Origin of the sequence: Solibacillus silvestris (assembly GCF_051967575.1) — a bacterium.
GTDB lineage: Bacteria > Bacillota > Bacilli > Bacillales_A > Planococcaceae > Solibacillus > Solibacillus silvestris_B.
Window position 1 is genome coordinate 1 of the sequence record NZ_JBQCJW010000047.1, and the last position, 16,670, is coordinate 16,670.

Genomic DNA, 16,670 nt, shown 5'->3' on the forward strand with positions numbered 1-16,670 from the left:
AAACGAATGGAAAGGGCCTTATTTTTGTTTGAAAAACTAATTCATCGTAAAAAATGTAAGTTTTTCAGTGCCCTCGTTATTATGGACTGTGTTTTTGATCGCAGAAACGGTCTTGTTGCCAAAAGCTTCCGGACACGCGGGAAAGGCACACCTGTTGTTACAAATCGCCGCGCTGTAATGAATATTCATTTCGTCGCATCGCGCATTAGCGGGCATACATACCAGGAACCTTTTTTACAGGCACTTGCCGATTTGCCGATTGCCCAGGAGCGCTTTGATTACGTTAATAAGCGAATAAGCAGCTGGGAAGGCTATTTAAAAGTTTTGAATAAAAATGCGGACATTGAAGATATTAATGCGCGTTTTTCCAGTGTTGCTTTTGATGCTGATTTTTCGCATATGACGATGCGTATTTCGAACATGGACAAAAAGCAGTGGAAACAGCTGGAAGGCTTAAGTGCGCGCTTACGTGGCTATATCCAGGAAATCGGGGATGTCGTAAAAGCCCGTCGCAGCGAAAACAGTGTTGATATTGCGTTAAAGCCATATTACAGCAATTTAGCAAGAAGAAATGAGCTGCAATTTCAGTCGGAGGATGTAGAATTTTCAAATGCGGCAACAAAATCTCAGCTAAAGCGCCTATTAAAAGGCTTCGAGCGTTTAAAAGAGGGATTAGCGGCAAATGCCAATTTAGAAACGATTCTTTTTGAAGACAAGCCAGCAATTGCTGAGCGCAAACAATCTATACCGATCGATTTTCACAATCGTTTAAACTATTACCAGCAGCAGGCAGTGGAGGGGGCAATGAGTGCAGAAGATTTATATGTTATTCAAGGTCCCCCAGGTACCGGCAAAACAACGGTCATTTCGGAAATTTGCTATCAAAACGCAAAAGCAGGCTTAAAAACATTAGTTGCTTCCCAATCGAACTTGGCAGTGGACAATGCGCTGAGCCGCCTGTTATCGAATAAAGATATCCGTATTTTGCGCTATGGCCGAACGGAAAGCATTGAAGAAGAAGGGAAAAAGTTCATCGAAGAAAATGTCGCAACATACTGGCAAGAGCAAACTTTTGAAGCGATCGGCCATGAAATTTCACTGCATGCAAAAAAAGAACAACTTTTAAATACAGAAATTGAACATGCACAAACCGAAATTAAAGCACTTGAACAGCAGCGAATTGAACTAGAAAAACAAATCGAGCAAAAAGAAGCAGCAAAAGCGGAATTGCATGTTTTGGCAGAAAAGATTCATTCACTGAAAAAAGAGCTAACCGAATGCAAAAAAGAGCTTGAAGATAATGAACGAAAACTCGAAAAACTGCAAGCGACCGAAAACACCGTTGCGGAAACGGCTGCCAGCTTTGAAAGGCAATTAATGGACGGCTCCACTGTCGAGCAACTGACAGAACGCCAGCAACAGTTGAAGGAAGCGACGGCAAACTTTGAACTTCAAATTTCGCAAAGCAGCCATAAAGCCCAGCTGGAACGTTTGCAGCAGCGTTTTGAAGCAATCCAGTCAAAAATCGGGCGTGCTAATGAAATGTCGCAGTATGAGCAGTTGATCGATAAAATCGCATCATTGAAAAAAGTATACGAAATTGAAGCATTCATGAACGAATATAATATTCGACGCAATTATGCAATGGATCGTTTACTCACTGCATTGGAACGTATTCAGCCTCAGATGGAGCAATTTAAACCGATCAAAGATGTGAAGGAGCGTTTGGAAAAAGCATTGGCATACAGCGAAACAGCGCTTGGCATTCATGTAACGCCGGACGAGCTTCAGATGAATCATCATTATTCGCTTGAAGAGGTGCAGGAGTTTTTAACGAAGCTAAGCCATGCATTCCGGGAAAAAAAAATAAACATGCAAAATGGAACACGCTCGATTCTAGGCATTCATTTGCGAATGCAATATATTGAGCAATTGAACAACAAATATTTGGATGCCATTCGTGAAACGGTACTTATTTTCGAAAAGCTAAAAGAGGAAATCATTCTTCAATTTAAGGAACAAAATGATGTGAAAGCACAGTTGCTGCAAAAATTACAGGATGAGGCGGCAACAATTGAAATCCAAATGAACTCTGTAAAAGGCAATATGGACATGTCGATTACGGTTGCACATACAACTGATGAGCTTGAGGAACTGCTTGCAGCGAATGAACTTGAGCAAATGAAAATCGAAACAGAGCGCCAAAATCGCGGAAAGCTGGAACAGCAGCATCGCCAAAAAGCAGATGAGCTCGCAGTTTTAAACGAACAAATCGCCATAGGCAAGACTACTGTAGAACAAATGACAGCACGTTTCAAAGAAATTAATAATGAAGGTGTACAGCTCGAAAAGCATCGCTCGGAGCTTGAACAATTGACAAAGCTGAATCCTGAGCAGGCAATTGTTCAAGTAAACGGACAAATCGAGCGCTTCACAGCAAATATTGCGACATTGCAGGTGAAAATCGATTTACTGCCGGTGACAGCCGAACTTCAAAATGAATGGCATAGTTTATTGGAAAATGCAAATGAGCATGATTTGGATGAAATACGCAAACTGTATGTGAAGCATGCGAATGTTATTGGAACGACTTGTGTCGCATCGGCAAATAAAGAATTCATGGACAATTATCCAACGTTTGATGTTGTGATTATTGATGAAGTATCAAAGGCGACACCACCCGAGCTACTGCTGCCGATGCTGAAGGGAGCGAAAATCATTTTAGTTGGGGACCATCACCAGCTGCCACCGCTTGTAGGTGATGCCACATTTGAAGAAACATTGGAGCAAGTCGTAAAAGAAAGCACAACGTTTGAAGAAAAAAGGGAACTTGAAAAATTGCTTGAGGAATCGCTATTTGAGCGTCTATACAATAACTTGCCGACGCAAAATAAAACAATGCTTGCATTACAATACCGTATGCATAAAAATATTATGTCAACAATCACACCGTTTTACGAAAATGAATCCGAAAGCCTGCAATGCGGTTTGGAAGATTCAGATGCGTTAAGGGATCATTATTTGCAAACTTCGAAAATTACGCGGGACAATCATTTGCTATGGCTTGATATTCCGAATGAAAAACCGTATTTCGAAGAGCGGATGAAGGAAGGCTCAAGCTTGTTCAACTTAACAGAGCTTGAACAAATCAAACAGCAGCTGCTTGAAATAAATGAAGCGACTGAAAAAGCGAAAGCGGCAGGGCTGATCCCGCAAGATGCGCAAAAATCAGTCGGCGTTATTTCGTTCTATGCGGAGCAAGTGAAGCGCATAAACCGACTCATTGAGCAGGACATTAACGTACCGCATTTACACATCCGCACAGGCTCGGTCGATAAGTTCCAAGGGATGGAAATGGACGTCATCATTGTCAGCATGGTGCGCAATCATGATAATGAGCGCGGGGAAATCGGGTTCGCGAAGGATTACCGTCGACTTAATGTTGCATTATCACGCGCACGGGAGCTCCTTATTATGATCGGAAGCACGGATATGTTCACAAAACGTCCGAAGCAAGCGAAAACACGTGACATGTATACACATGTATTAAATACAGTTAAAGACCAAGACGGCTATTTTGCAATGTAGGAAAAGGGGGATGTAATGGATTTACAAAACATAGCAGAGCAATTGCAAAAAGAAATCATTCAAAATCCGAATATCGAAATTCAAAAACAAATGCAGTACGCGATTCCGATCCATACGCTTGAAGTGCGCTATCACCCCGTCATGCGGAATGCGATGGACATTTTAATGAAGATGATGCTCATATCCTTTCAAAAGGCGCAATTGAAAAATGTCGAGCTTTTAGCGGAAATTTTATTGGTCGAGCCGTTATTTATTCAAGATTTGACGAATAAAATGTCAAGACTAGGCATGATTGCAAAAGAGGAAGCATACGTACTTACTGCTAAAGGCATCACACAGCTTGAATCAGGCATTTTTGAGGAAGAGCTTGAGCAAACGAGCCATTTCGTGCAATACAGCCCCGTTCATGAGCAGCTTTTAGAAGGCAATCTTGAGGAATTTGCTGATTTGGAGGAATTTCCGGAACCTTTTCCGACGATTGAAACAGAAGAAATCGAAGCGGTTGAAGAAACGATGCTCATTGAATTCATACAGCGGCAATTAACGGAGCAGCCAATAGCCGAAGATGAAACACCGCAATTTATAACGAGTATCGCATCAACTGAATCCATTCAAATTAATGATATACCAGTATTTTGCTTTTTGCTTTTTGATCAAAAGGAAAAACGCCATTTTACGCGTGTATACAATACATTAACAGGCGAATGGGATGAAAAGCTGGAAACGATTTTATTCAATTATGAAAAAGCGCAATTACAAGCAGACTAAATTTATATTTTTAGAATTATTGCAAAAATCTTTTGTGCATGTTACACTAATGACAATTTAATAGTCTTATCAAGAGAAGCGGAGGGACTTGGCCCGTTGATGCTTCAGCAACCTCTAGTATGACTAGAAAGGTGCTAATTCCAGCAAGGTATAATCCTTGGCAGATAAGAACGGGTATAAAAGCCTCTCATTTCTGTTTTGCTGGAATGAGGGGCTTTTTTTATCTTTATTCAGCAGGTGTCTTAAACGCCCGCTGTTTCAGAGGAGAGCAGTGTAAGCGCATCATATCCCTGTCGTTACGACTGGGTGGCCAACATCGTATTGGCCCGAGCTTCCGTCAAATATCACAGATTTTCCAATGAGCATACTTGGAAAATCCTATATACTATTGCATCGGGGCGTAATTGATTATTTTTAAAAGAATGAAGAGGGGGAACATGCAATGCCAATTAATATTCCGAAACATTTGCCAGCTGGCGAGCTGCTAAGAAAAGAGAAGATTTTCGTAATGGAGGAAGACCGTGCGAAGACACAGCAAATCCGACCATTAAATATTTTAGTGTTCAATTTAATGCCGGAAAAGGAGAAAACCGAGCTTCAATTATTGCGCTTGCTCGGGAATACACCATTGCAAGTAGATGTCACTTTTTTAAATACGGCTACATACGAATCGAAAAACGTCTCAAAATCCCATTTGAATACATTTTATAAAACTTTTGATGAAATAAAGCATCGCCGTTATGATGGATTGATTATTACGGGCGCACCAGTAGAGAAAATGGAATTTGAAGATGTCGGCTATTGGAAGGAAATTACCTCTGTAATGGACTGGGCCGATAAAAATGTGACATCCATTATGTATATATGCTGGGGCGCACAGGCTGCACTATACCATCATTTCGGTATCGGAAAGTTCGAGCTGCCTAAAAAATGCTCAGGTGTTTATTCGCACGTCATTACGGATTTAACAGTTGATTTAGTGCGGGGATTCAGTGATGAGTATGTTGCTCCACATTCGCGCCATACATCGGTTTCCATTGATGAAGTCCGTGCACATCCTGATTTGCGCCTGCTCAGCTATTCAGATGATGCGGGGGTATTTATCGTCCAGTCGAAGAACAATAAGCATATTATGATTACAGGTCATTTGGAGTACGATGCAACAACACTTTCGGATGAGTATTTCCGCGATATCGAAAAAGATCCTGATAATACGGAAATTCCCATTAATTATTTTCCAAATAACGACCCGCAACAAGCACCGAAGAATATTTGGCGCGCCCATTCCCATTTGCTGTTTTACAATTGGCTAAATTACTATGTATACCAAGAAACACCATATGAATGGTATTTTGTTGATGAAAATATCGAATATCATATTTAGGATAATTGTGTAGGGTCCTTTTCACTAAAAATGACAATTTTTTAGGGGGTGCTTATTTTGGAATCGAATAAACTATACACTTGGAAGAGCTATGTCTTCTTAGCAACAAGTGTTTTAAGTGGAGTGTTTATGCTTTTATTAGACCTGATTAGTACCGCAACAGATGAAAAGTTAACAGGGACTTGGATTTTTTTAATAATATTGTGCTTGTTCGTTTCTGTGGCAACAGGTATTATGGCTTTTTCCTCAAAATTGGAAGGGAAAATCATACCTATAATAGCAAGTGTTTTAACTATAATTAACGTGAGCATAGTGGTCTTTTTCCTATGGTTCGGTGCAAATTTTGCAACTGGTTTATAATACAGCAAACAGGCGCGTTTGCAGAATAAAGGATAGGACAAGAAAAATGCACAGGCATAATAACCTGGGCATTTTTTTGCTTTTTTCTACTGTTAATTTGGATGCTAATCATACGCTAATTCAGTTGCTAATTGAGGTGCGTTTTTGCATTTTCTCCCCATCAACCGAACCCGTTATTTTTTCCTGCCACTCTTTACTTTACCGCAACCCATGCGCGTCCGCGTTCCATTTGCAAGCTGACGGCACGTCCGAAAAATTCGCTTAACAGCTGCTCATTTAAAATAATGTCCCGTGTATTAGCAGCGATGTCTTTTCCATCCTTCATTAATAGTACATGGTTAAAACATGGCAAAATTTCCTCTACATGATGCGTAACATAAATCAGCGTAGGGCAATTTTCGCCGCTTGCGATTTTCCCGATTGTTTGCAATAAATTTTCACGTTCAATCAAGTCAAGCCCACCACATGGTTCATCCAATATTAAAATCTCTGGCTCAGCCATTAACGCACGGGCAATCTGCACGCGTTGACGCTCGCCTTGGGACAAATGCTCAAATGATTTGTTTGCTAGATGGTCGCAGTTAAAATGCTTCATGATAGACACCGCTTTTTCGATGTCTTCGTCTGACACTTCTTCAAACAGCCGAAGTGCTCCAAATTGGCCGCTTAACACAATTTCAATCGCGTTATCCTGCCAATTAAAATTATCGATCATCGCATTGCTTACCCAGCCGATACGGGTGCGAAGCTTCGGGATATACGTTTGACCGTATGTTTCGTCTAATACTTGCACTTTTCCGCCATTTGGCCAAATATAGCCGTTAATGACTTTTAACAGCGTCGTTTTACCAGAACCGTTCAAGCCTAAAATCGCCCAGTGCTCTCCTTTTTGTACATGCCAGCTTAAATTGTTTAAAATGACCTTATCATTGCGATATAAATGGATATTTTCTATATGTATCATAAAAAAACACCTCCATCTATTACTATGCGACTTTTTTATAGTTTTCGAAAGTATTTTTTGAATTTTGTAATAATTATTTTTTAAAAAGGAGGAAAGCAAACTGATCCTCCTGCTTTCCTCTAACTTTAAATTACAGCGCTTTCCACACCGGTTGCGCGGTAAAATAGTTTTTCATTTAATTTTAAAGCCCATTGGACAACCGGGCCTAACCCAAATGCCATAAATACAGTTCCTATCCCAACCGGACCGCCTAATATAAAGCCTACAACTGCAACGCCTACTTCCATCGTAGTACGGGCACGGTTCACGCTCCAGCCAAGCCGATGCACTAGTAAAAGCATTAGAGTATCGCGTGGTCCGACCCCAAGATTAGCGACCATATACATGCCACAGCCGAAGCCTAATAAAATAATCCCCAGCCCGAATGCAATACATTGTTCAAGCAAGCTTTGTGCATCCGGTAAAACAAATAAAAAAATATCGATAAAAATACCAGTTAAAAACATGTCTAAATATGTCCCGGCTTTCGGCAATCTTTTCGTAAACAATGAATCGATCGCTAAAATGAGCAGCCCTAAAATAATCGACCAAGTCCCTACAGTTAACCCGAGATTTTTTTGAAGCCCGATATGGAGCACGTCCCATGATCCGACACCGAGCATTTGTCCTTTAATCGTTAAGGCGATCCCTAATGACAAAACAATAATGCCTGCGAGAAAAAATAAGCAGCGCCAATAAAATCCTTGTTTCACTTTCAATTGTAATCCCTCATCTTATCATCTATATTATATCCTTCCACATTATAACGATTCGGTAGATGAAAAACGGATTTACAATATATTAGAAAAATTTAAACTATTTTTCGTATGAATAGCTTAGTTCATCATTCGACTGGTCGACGTCAACGATTAAATCATGGTCATTAAAAAACCATTCATCTGATTTCTCTATAAAAAAATGAACATCTTCTATAACGGCTTCAATGCCGATTTCATGCGGCTGTTCACGTGTCATCCCTAACGAAAAACCTTCATGAAAAGGAGAGGAGCCCCCATATCTTGCGTAGAAGCGAATATAATCGCCATTTTCGACTTCCATTTCTCCTTTAAACCAATTGATCGCTTTTTCTGATAGTTTAATTTCCATACAATTCACCTCTATTGTCATTATGCAGCAAAAGAAAGAAACTTACAAAAACCGCGTTCAAAATTTAAATACAACAAAAAATGCGCTGAAAGCATATACTTTCAGCGCACAGTTTAAAAACCTTTAATTTTTGGCTCAGTCCCATTTTTTATACGTTTAATATTTTCGCGGTGACGGTAAAAAATAAATCCTGCCAAAAACGCAATTAAAATAAAGAGCGCATATTCACCTGTCACAATCCAATATACCGTCACATAGATTAATGCGGCTGTTGCAGCAATCATCGATGTCAAGCTCACCATTTTCGTCGTTTTAAGCGAAATTAGGAAAACAGCGAGCAACACTAAAAACAGCGGTAAATTATAGCCTAAAATAACGCCGGCGCTTGTCGCTACAGCTTTGCCGCCGCGGAACTTCGCAAAAACCGGGAATATATGCCCCGCTACGGCGATAATGCCGAGGATAAGCGGATGGACCGTACTATCGCTGAAAATAGCTAGCAGCGGCAATAATACTGCGGCTGTTCCTTTAAAAATATCAATCAACAGTACGGCAATCCCAGGTTTCTTCCCTAAAACGCGAAACGTATTCGTTGTTCCCAAATTCCCGCTGCCATGCTTTCGAATATCTGTTTTATAAAAAATTTTGCCAATCCACAAAGCAGATGGGATAGAGCCGATTAAATAAGCACAAATAATAATTAATGCATTGATCAAGAAGTTGTGCTCCTTTCAAATATCAGGATTGTTAGTTGGTACTAATAGTATGTAATGAATATTTTACAATGTTTTTTAATAGAAGGAAAGAGGTATTATTTTTTCGTTAAATTTTAAAGAAATACAGGAAAAAAGTTACATTTCATGTCAAGCTACTAAAGGATATGCTTTTAAACGTTCAATTTTGATGATACAATTAGTCTTTGCAAAGCCTAAAAAGGTACGTTCAAACATTGACATCATGCATATTTGACAGTACGATTAGGTAGTAAACAGAACGTTTGTTTGTATTTTTGGAGGGGATTACATTTGGTAAAAAGCCAAACAGGTATTTCTTATAATGAAGATGCCATTCAAGTATTAGAAGGTTTAGAAGCCGTACGTAAAAGACCAGGGATGTATATTGGTTCTACAGATAGCCGAGGTCTTCACCACTTAGTATATGAAATCGTAGACAATGCAGTGGATGAAGCGCTTGCTGGATTTGGTAATCATATCATCGTGAAAATTCATGAAGATAATAGCATTAGCGTGCGGGATCATGGTCGCGGTATGCCAACAGGTATGCATAAAATGGGCAAGCCAACTCCAGAAATCATTTTCACCGTACTTCATGCAGGGGGTAAATTTGGACAAGGCGGCTACAAGACGAGCGGTGGTTTACATGGTGTTGGCTCATCTGTTGTAAACGCTTTATCGACATTTTTGGAAGTGACGATTTATCGTGAAGATCAAATTTATCGCCAGCGCTTTGAGCAAGGCGGCAAACCCGTCACATCTCTTGATATTATCGGGAAAACAAAGGAAACAGGCACATTGGTGCATTTCTTGCCCGATCCAACCATTTTTTCAGTAGTAAAATACAATTATGATACATTGGCTGAGCGCTTGAGAGAATCGGCGTTTTTATTGAAAGGCTTAAAGATTGAACTTATCGACGAGCGCGGGGAAAGTCAGCACGAACTTTTCCATTATGAAAGCGGTATTGAAGCATTCGTAGCATATTTAAATGAAGAAAAAGATGTATTACATCCGGTTAAATATGTAGAAGGTATAATTCAAGAAATTGAAGTGGAGTTCGCCCTGCAATTTAACGACGGCTATTCCGAAACGATTTTGTCGTTCGTTAACAATGTCCGTACCCGTGATGGCGGTACGCACGAAACTGGTGCTAAAACAGCTTTGACACGTGTATTTAATGAATACGCCCGCAAGATCGGATTACTGAAAGAAAAAGATAAAAACCTTGAGGGCACCGATATTCGTGAAGGCCTGACAGCAATTGTTTCCGTACGTATTCCTGAAAATCTGCTGCAATTTGAAGGTCAGACAAAAGGGAAGCTAGGTACATCTGAAGCACGCTCTGCCGTTGATACTGTTGTTTCAGAGAAATTAATGTATGTACTTGAAGAAAACGCCGAGCTTTCGGCTTCTTTAGTGCGTAAAGCGATTCGCGCCCAGCAAGTTCGGGAAGCTGCACGTAAAGCACGCGATGATGCAAGAAACGGGAAAAAGAAAAAATCAAGCACGCTCCTTTCCGGCAAGCTGACACCCGCACAGTCGAAAAATGCTTCCAGAAACGAATTGTATCTGGTGGAGGGCGACTCGGCGGGCGGCTCTGCGAAACAAGGCCGTGACCGTACATTCCAAGCGATTTTGCCATTGCGCGGAAAAGTAATTAACACTGAAAAAGCCAAGCTTCAGGATATCATGAAAAACGAAGAGATTTCCACAATCATCCATACGATCGGCGCAGGTGTCGGTGCAGATTTTACGGTGGAAGACGCTGCTTACGATAAAATTGTCATCATGACCGATGCTGATACGGATGGTGCACATATTCAAGTGCTACTGCTGACATTCTTCTACCGCTATATGCGCCCATTGATCGAAGAAGGAAAAGTATACATCGCATTGCCGCCGCTTTATAAGGTGTCAAAGGGGTCCGGCAAAAAGCAGGAGATCATTTATGCCTGGACAGAGCAGGAGCTTGGTGCTGCAACGAAGAAAATCGGCAAAGGCTATATTATTCAGCGCTATAAAGGATTGGGCGAGATGAATGCCGATCAGCTTTGGGACACGACGATGAATCCGGAAACACGTACATTGATCCGCGTTAAAATCGAGGACGGTGCTCGGGCAGAACGACGCGTGACGACATTAATGGGCGATAAAGTGGAACCGCGCCGTAAATGGATCGAATCAAACGTCAACTTCGGCATGGAAGAGGATGCAAGCATTTTGGAAAATGAGTTCATCCAGCATGAGGAGGTTAACGAATAATGAGTTTTGTAGAGAAATATCAAGATTTGCCATTGGAAGAAGTAATGGGGGACCGTTTTGGCCGCTATTCTAAATATATTATTCAAGACAGGGCATTACCCGATACGCGCGATGGTTTAAAACCTGTACAGCGCCGTATATTATATGCGATGTTCAATGAAGGTAATACTTTTGACAAACCATTCCGCAAATCGGCTAAAACAGTCGGTAATGTTATCGGCAACTACCATCCGCATGGAGACTCATCGGTATATGACGCAATGGTGCGTATGAGCCAGGATTGGAAAAGCCGCCATATGTTAATTGAAATGCATGGAAACAATGGTTCGGTTGACGGTGATCCGCCAGCCGCGATGCGATATACAGAAGCGCGTCTTTCTGCTATTGCGGCAGAACTGTTGCGGGATATAAACAAAAACACTGTCGAATTTGTGCCAAACTTCGATGATCAGGATATGGAGCCGACTGTATTGCCATCACGGTTCCCGAATTTATTAGTAAACGGTGCCACAGGGATTTCCGCTGGTTATGCGACAGATATTCCACCACATAACCTCCAGGAAGCACTGGAAGCGGTTTTAATGCGTCTAGACAATAAAGACTGTACAGTTGACGAACTGATGACCGTTATTAAAGGTCCTGATTTTCCTACAGGCGGAATCATTCAAGGTGTCGACGGCATTAAAAAAGCCTACGAAACAGGAAAAGGCAAAATTATCGTTCGCTCCCGCACGGAAATCGAGCAGCTAAAAGGCAATAAAGAGCAAATTATCATTTCCGAAATCCCGTTTGAAGTGAATAAAGCGAATATGATCCGGAAAATGGATGAATTACGTGTGAGTGACCGCCGTTTGGATGGTATTTCTGAAATTCGCGATGAATCAGACCGTGATGGATTGAGAATTGTAGTAGAGCTGAAAAAAGATGTACCTGCACAGGGCATTCTTAACTTCTTATTAAAGTCGACGGATTTACAAGTTTCCTACAACTTTAATATGATTGCCATCCATAATCGCCGCCCAATGATGATGACACTTCCGCTCATGCTGGACGCCTATATCGATCACCAAAAGGAAATTGTTCGACGTCGTTCCCAATTTGATTTGACGCGTGCAGAAGATCGTCTACATATTGTTGAAGGGCTTATGAAGGCATTATCAATATTGGATGAAGTAATTGAAACGATTCGTGCATCCAAAGATAAACGCGATGCCAAAAATAATATTATCGGGAAATTCGGTTTTTCGGAAAATCAGGCAGAAGCAATCGTAAATCTGCAATTATATCGTCTGACAAACACTGATATTACACAATTGCAAAATGAACAAGAAGAATTAAGTCAGCTTATTATTAAACTAACGGCGATTTTAGAGGATGAGAGAAAGTTGATTCGAGTTATTAAAACTGAATTAAACGACATAAAAAAACGTTTTGCATCCCCTAGACTTTCTACAATTGAAGCGGAAATCGAGGAAATTAAAGTGACACGCGATGTATTGGTTCCAAGTGAAGAAGTGGTCGTTACTGTGACAAAAGACGGCTATGTGAAACGGACAAGCCTCCGTTCGCATAGTGCTTCAAATGGCAAGGATTTTGCGATGAAGGAATCGGATTACTTGTTGTATGAAGCAAATTTGAATACACAGCATCATTTAATGCTCTTCACGAGTAAAGGGAATTATATTTACCAGCCGGTGCATGAATTGCCTGATATTCGCTGGAAAGACTTGGGCCAGCATATTTCAAGCATTGTCCCAATTGACGCAAATGAAGAAATTATTGAAGTAATCGGCATTGACACATTTGAACAACCGGATATGTATATATTCACTGCAACGAAAGATGGGCAAATTAAACGCTCTGCATTGGCGGATTATGTTGTAACACGCTACTCGAAGCCGATTAAAACGATGAATTTAAAAGGTGACGATGAAATGATTTTTGCTCGCCTTGTAACGGAAAGCGTAGAAGTGCTGCTTTCTACAAATACAAGCTATACGATTCGTTTCCCGATGGAAGAACTACCTGTCACAGGTGTAAAAACTGCCGGTGTAAAAGGAAGCATCATTAAAGAGGGCGAGTATTTAGCTGCTGTTGTGATTCTGCATCCAGAACAAGAGCAGGAGCTAATCGTCGTTACACAGCGCGGTGCAGTGAAGCGTATGCTATCAACTGAAATTGAACTAGGAAACCGTGCAAAACGCGGGGTAGTCATTTTAAAAGAATTAAAAGCGAATCCGCATCGTATTTTCGCGGTTTTAGTCGTAAACTTTAAAAATTCCATTATAATTGAAACGGAAAAAGGGCTTCAGGAAACGATTCAAGTAACAAGCTTAACAAGAGCAGACCGATATTCGAATGGCTCGCTTCGTATTGATACAGATGGCGACGGTGCATTAATACGTGCATATGTTGAGAAAGTGGAGTAGAAACACCGTATAATTTGGCAAAAGTGAACATATTATAAAAGTAATTCGTTGACATGAAAGAAATACTTTCATACAATGGATTTAGTAAGATTCATGCGTGATGGATCTACAGTAGTACAAAGCGGTTGGGTGGCCCCCAATCGCTTTTTTATTTTGCCATCTTTCATGCGCTTTTGCTTTAATGAAGGAACCCGGCAGATGCCGCGGATTCAGTGAGGCGTAATTGAAAAAAACACCACTTGGATGGCTAGTCCAGTGGTGAAAAGAATTTTTTTACAGCATCATCCGGAATAGACGATAAATTGTATCGACAAGACGGAAAAAATCTGTCGCATAGCGAAAAATGGCGAGTTTTTCGTTACGCTTCTTTTCCGAAGCAGCCTTAGCCTTTTCTTTGCGTGATGGATAAGACACAGTAGTACACCTCCTTTACAAAAGGAGTCAGCTGGATGCTGCTTTAATATTGTACCATGAAAATGGATTGAAATTTCTGCTTTTACATTAAAATAGAAACAAAGAAAACGTCAAAGGCTGATGAAAACTCCATTAGCTTTTGACGTTCTTTTGCTTGTGTAAAAATTCCACATAAGCCCATTTTTCCTCGGGCGGGAGCAGTATATCATTTTGCTTTAAGGCACCCAATGTAAAATCCGAATGGTCTTCTTCGACAATGAACTGAAAAACAAATCGCTGTTCATTTTTTGTTCCTGTAAATTGGACGACATGCTCCCCCTTAAGCGCGGTAAAGTATTCCCAGTATGTCAGCTCATAGAAGTCGTGAAATACTGTACCGATCGTTTGTTCTTCTCCAAATAGCAATGTTTGTGCCTGAATATAATCAATATATGGTGATTCGGTTTCAATTTCTGAAGCAGTCAATACATAACCAGCAATGCAACCGATAATCACAACGCAAACAAAAACTCGAATATGCTGTCCTAAAGTCATAGCGGCCACTTCCTTTATTTAAAAAGAGTAGGTGAGATGTTACCATGTTGCCTTATAAACAGTTAAAAAAATCAGCCTCTAACGGTTGTTAGAAGCTGATTTAATTTGTGTCAACTCGTCAAAGTTGTATAGTATTTATTCTTAGTGAGATACATCTTGAACTGAAATACCAGTTTGTGCTTTAACTTCAACTTCACGGTATTTCTTATCGTCAGTTTCTTTCGACATCAATGTACCAATGAATCCGCCCAAGAAGCCAAGCGGTACAGAGATTAACGCCGGATTCGTTAACATGATTAACGGTTCGCCTACGAAGATCGCTTTACCTTCTACTGGGCTCCATACGTTTGGAGAGATTGCCACTAAAATTAAAGCTGAAATTAAACCTGTCAACATTGCAGTCACTGCACCGTTTGTGTTGAAACGTTTCCAGTAAATAGTGTAGATGATTACTGGCAAGTTTGCAGACGCCGCGATACAGAATGCTAATGATACTAAGAATGCTACGTTTAACGTTTGAGCACCTAAAGCTAATAAAATGGATACTACAGAGATGATAATTGAACCAATACGAGCAGCTTTAACGGCTTCTTTCTCTGTAATTTTACCTTTTTTGATAATTTGACCGTAAATATCATGTGATAGGGCAGATGCTCCAGAAAGCACTAGGCCCGCTACTACCGCTAAAATTGTCGCGAATGCTACCGCACACACGAACGAGAAGAGGATGTCGCCACCAAGCGCTTGTGCTAAAAGTGGGGCAGCCATGTTACCTGCCGGGTTTGCAGCAACGATTTCCTCTTTACCTACGAATGCAGCAGCACCGAAGCCTAAGAAAATCGTTAATACATAGAATAATCCTACGATCCAAGTAGCCCAAATTACTGAAGATCGAGCAGTTTGTGCGTCTTTTACTGTGAAGAAACGCATTAGGATATGCGGAAGACCCGCTGTACCAAGCACTAACGCGATAAGCATCGAAATTGTATCAAGACCATCTGTATAACGTAAACCTGGATTTAAATATGCTTCGCCATACTCTGTTGCAGTAGTCATATGTGTAAACATTTGTGCAATAGAGAAGTCGAATTTCGCTAATACTAGGAATGAAATAATGATTGTACCTAACATTAATAAACAAGCTTTAATGATTTGTACCCAAGATGTTGCCGTCATACCACCGAACAATACGTAAACAGTCATCATGACACCAACTAAAAGCACCGCCATCCAATATTCAATGCCTAACAGCAATTGAATAAGAGCACCAGCACCTACAAGCTGTGCAATCATGTAGAATAATACGATTGTAATAGTGGATAATGCTGCTGTACCGCGAACTTTTGCTTTGTCGAAACGAGCTGTAATCATATCCGCTAACGTGAATCGACCCAAGTTACGTAATGGTTCAGCAACGATGTATAAAACTACTAAGTAAGCTACTAAGTAACCGATAGAGAAGAAGAATCCATCGAATCCGAATAATGCGATCGAACCGGCGATACCTAGGAATGATGCTGCCGATAAGTAGTCACCCGCGATTGCAAGACCATTTTGCCAGCCAGTTAAACCTCCACCCGCTGTATAGAAATCCGATGCACTTGATGTACGTTTAGAAGCCCACCAAGTAATGACTAAAGTTAAACCTACGATTGCTACGAAGAAGAATATCGCTGTAAAACTCATTTCGTTTGACCTCCTTCATACTCTGCAATAATAGCTTTTGCCTCTGCATCGTATTTGTTTGCACGCGATACATAGAAGTGTGCTAAGCTCCAAGTCATAATGAACAGACCTGCAGAATAGATCCAAACCCAAGTAATGTTGCCAATTGCCTTTTGATGTAGAATTTCTGTGAATGACGTTAAAATTGGTAATAACATATAAAGTGCTAAGAAGATTACCGTCATTGTCCATAGAAATGAGTTCTTTTTCTTCGCAAGCTGCTTGAACGATTGCTGCGATGCGATTTTGTCATAATCAATAATTGGCTTTTGATTATTCCCCATCGGTGTTTGTCAATATAGTTGTCGCATCAAGCTACTTAACTTTTCTATCAAAATCAAAATCTGTTCTATTAAAAT

14 protein-coding genes and 1 riboswitch are annotated in these 16,670 nt (G+C 40.6%); of the genes, 6 read left to right on the forward strand and 8 right to left on the reverse strand.

The genetic code is table 11. From position 1 onward, the window contains the following. Positions 1 to 81: 81 nt before the first annotated feature. The 4 genes from ACTHOQ_RS17735 (at position 82) to ACTHOQ_RS17750 (ending at position 6,100) form a co-directional block, all read left to right on the forward strand. On the forward strand, positions 82 to 3,588 hold the full coding sequence (locus ACTHOQ_RS17735) for a DEAD/DEAH box helicase (RefSeq protein WP_440497477.1): 3,507 nt from the start codon (positions 82 to 84) through the stop codon (positions 3,586 to 3,588). 15 nt (positions 3,589 to 3,603) lie between these two features. Continuing rightward, positions 3,604 to 4,356: a nucleoside-diphosphate sugar epimerase gene (locus ACTHOQ_RS17740; RefSeq protein ID WP_440497465.1), complete on the forward strand. Its 753-nt coding sequence runs from the start codon at positions 3,604 to 3,606 to the stop codon at positions 4,354 to 4,356. Between the two features lie 63 nt (positions 4,357 to 4,419). Beyond that, positions 4,420 to 4,527: riboswitch (SAM riboswitch) on the forward strand. Between the two features lie 271 nt (positions 4,528 to 4,798). After that, positions 4,799 to 5,740: a homoserine O-acetyltransferase MetA gene (gene metA, locus ACTHOQ_RS17745; RefSeq protein ID WP_440497466.1), complete on the forward strand. Its 942-nt coding sequence runs from the start codon at positions 4,799 to 4,801 to the stop codon at positions 5,738 to 5,740. Between the two features lie 57 nt (positions 5,741 to 5,797). Beyond that, the gene (locus ACTHOQ_RS17750; protein WP_440497467.1) at positions 5,798 to 6,100 is read left to right on the forward strand and encodes a hypothetical protein; all 303 of its coding nucleotides are present in this window, start codon (positions 5,798 to 5,800) and stop codon (positions 6,098 to 6,100) included. Positions 6,101 to 6,293: 193 nt separating this feature from the next. Here ACTHOQ_RS17750 and ACTHOQ_RS17755 read toward each other — a convergent pair whose 3' ends face one another. From ACTHOQ_RS17755 to plsY, 4 genes are all read right to left on the reverse strand, one after another. Continuing rightward, the gene (locus ACTHOQ_RS17755; RefSeq protein WP_440497468.1) at positions 6,294 to 7,064 is read right to left on the reverse strand and encodes an ABC transporter ATP-binding protein; all 771 of its coding nucleotides are present in this window, start codon (positions 7,062 to 7,064) and stop codon (positions 6,294 to 6,296) included. Between the two features lie 125 nt (positions 7,065 to 7,189). After that, entirely contained in the window at positions 7,190 to 7,816 is a 627-nt protein-coding gene (locus tag ACTHOQ_RS17760; RefSeq protein WP_440497478.1) for a YczE/YyaS/YitT family protein, read from the reverse strand. A gap of 103 nt (positions 7,817 to 7,919) precedes the next feature. After that, the gene (locus tag ACTHOQ_RS17765; protein WP_440497469.1) at positions 7,920 to 8,210 is read right to left on the reverse strand and encodes a HesB/YadR/YfhF family protein; all 291 of its coding nucleotides are present in this window, start codon (positions 8,208 to 8,210) and stop codon (positions 7,920 to 7,922) included. 113 nt (positions 8,211 to 8,323) lie between these two features. Next, positions 8,324 to 8,926: a glycerol-3-phosphate 1-O-acyltransferase PlsY gene (gene plsY, locus ACTHOQ_RS17770; RefSeq protein ID WP_440497470.1), complete on the reverse strand. Its 603-nt coding sequence runs from the start codon at positions 8,924 to 8,926 to the stop codon at positions 8,324 to 8,326. 309 nt (positions 8,927 to 9,235) lie between these two features. On the opposite strand from plsY, the gene parE reads away from it, so the two are divergent. Together parE and parC are read left to right on the forward strand one after the other, a co-directional pair. Beyond that, complete coding sequence (gene parE / locus ACTHOQ_RS17775) at positions 9,236 to 11,209, forward strand: DNA topoisomerase IV subunit B (RefSeq protein ID WP_440497471.1); 1,974 nt, start codon at positions 9,236 to 9,238, stop codon at positions 11,207 to 11,209. Next, positions 11,209 to 13,638, forward strand: coding sequence for a DNA topoisomerase IV subunit A (parC, locus tag ACTHOQ_RS17780; protein ID WP_440497472.1), 2,430 nt, complete (start codon positions 11,209 to 11,211; stop codon positions 13,636 to 13,638). The genes parE and parC overlap by 1 nt, the downstream gene beginning before the upstream one ends. A 273-nt stretch (positions 13,639 to 13,911) precedes the next feature. On the opposite strand, the gene ACTHOQ_RS17785 is transcribed toward parC, so the two are convergent. The 4 genes from ACTHOQ_RS17785 to ACTHOQ_RS17800 all read right to left on the reverse strand — a co-directional run bounded on the left by ACTHOQ_RS17785 (position 13,912) and on the right by ACTHOQ_RS17800 (position 16,595). Beyond that, positions 13,912 to 14,052, reverse strand: coding sequence for a hypothetical protein (locus ACTHOQ_RS17785; protein WP_440497473.1), 141 nt, complete (start codon positions 14,050 to 14,052; stop codon positions 13,912 to 13,914). Between the two features lie 132 nt (positions 14,053 to 14,184). Then, positions 14,185 to 14,586 (reverse strand): hypothetical protein, encoded by a 402-nt coding sequence (locus ACTHOQ_RS17790; protein WP_440497474.1) that lies wholly within the window; start codon positions 14,584 to 14,586, stop codon positions 14,185 to 14,187. A gap of 141 nt (positions 14,587 to 14,727) precedes the next feature. Beyond that, positions 14,728 to 16,272, reverse strand: a complete 1,545-nt coding sequence (locus tag ACTHOQ_RS17795; RefSeq protein WP_440497475.1) for a solute symporter family protein — start codon at positions 16,270 to 16,272, stop codon at positions 14,728 to 14,730. Beyond that, positions 16,269 to 16,595: a DUF485 domain-containing protein gene (locus tag ACTHOQ_RS17800; RefSeq protein WP_440497476.1), complete on the reverse strand. Its 327-nt coding sequence runs from the start codon at positions 16,593 to 16,595 to the stop codon at positions 16,269 to 16,271. The genes ACTHOQ_RS17795 and ACTHOQ_RS17800 overlap by 4 nt, the downstream gene beginning before the upstream one ends. Between the last annotated feature and the right edge of the window lie 75 nt (positions 16,596 to 16,670).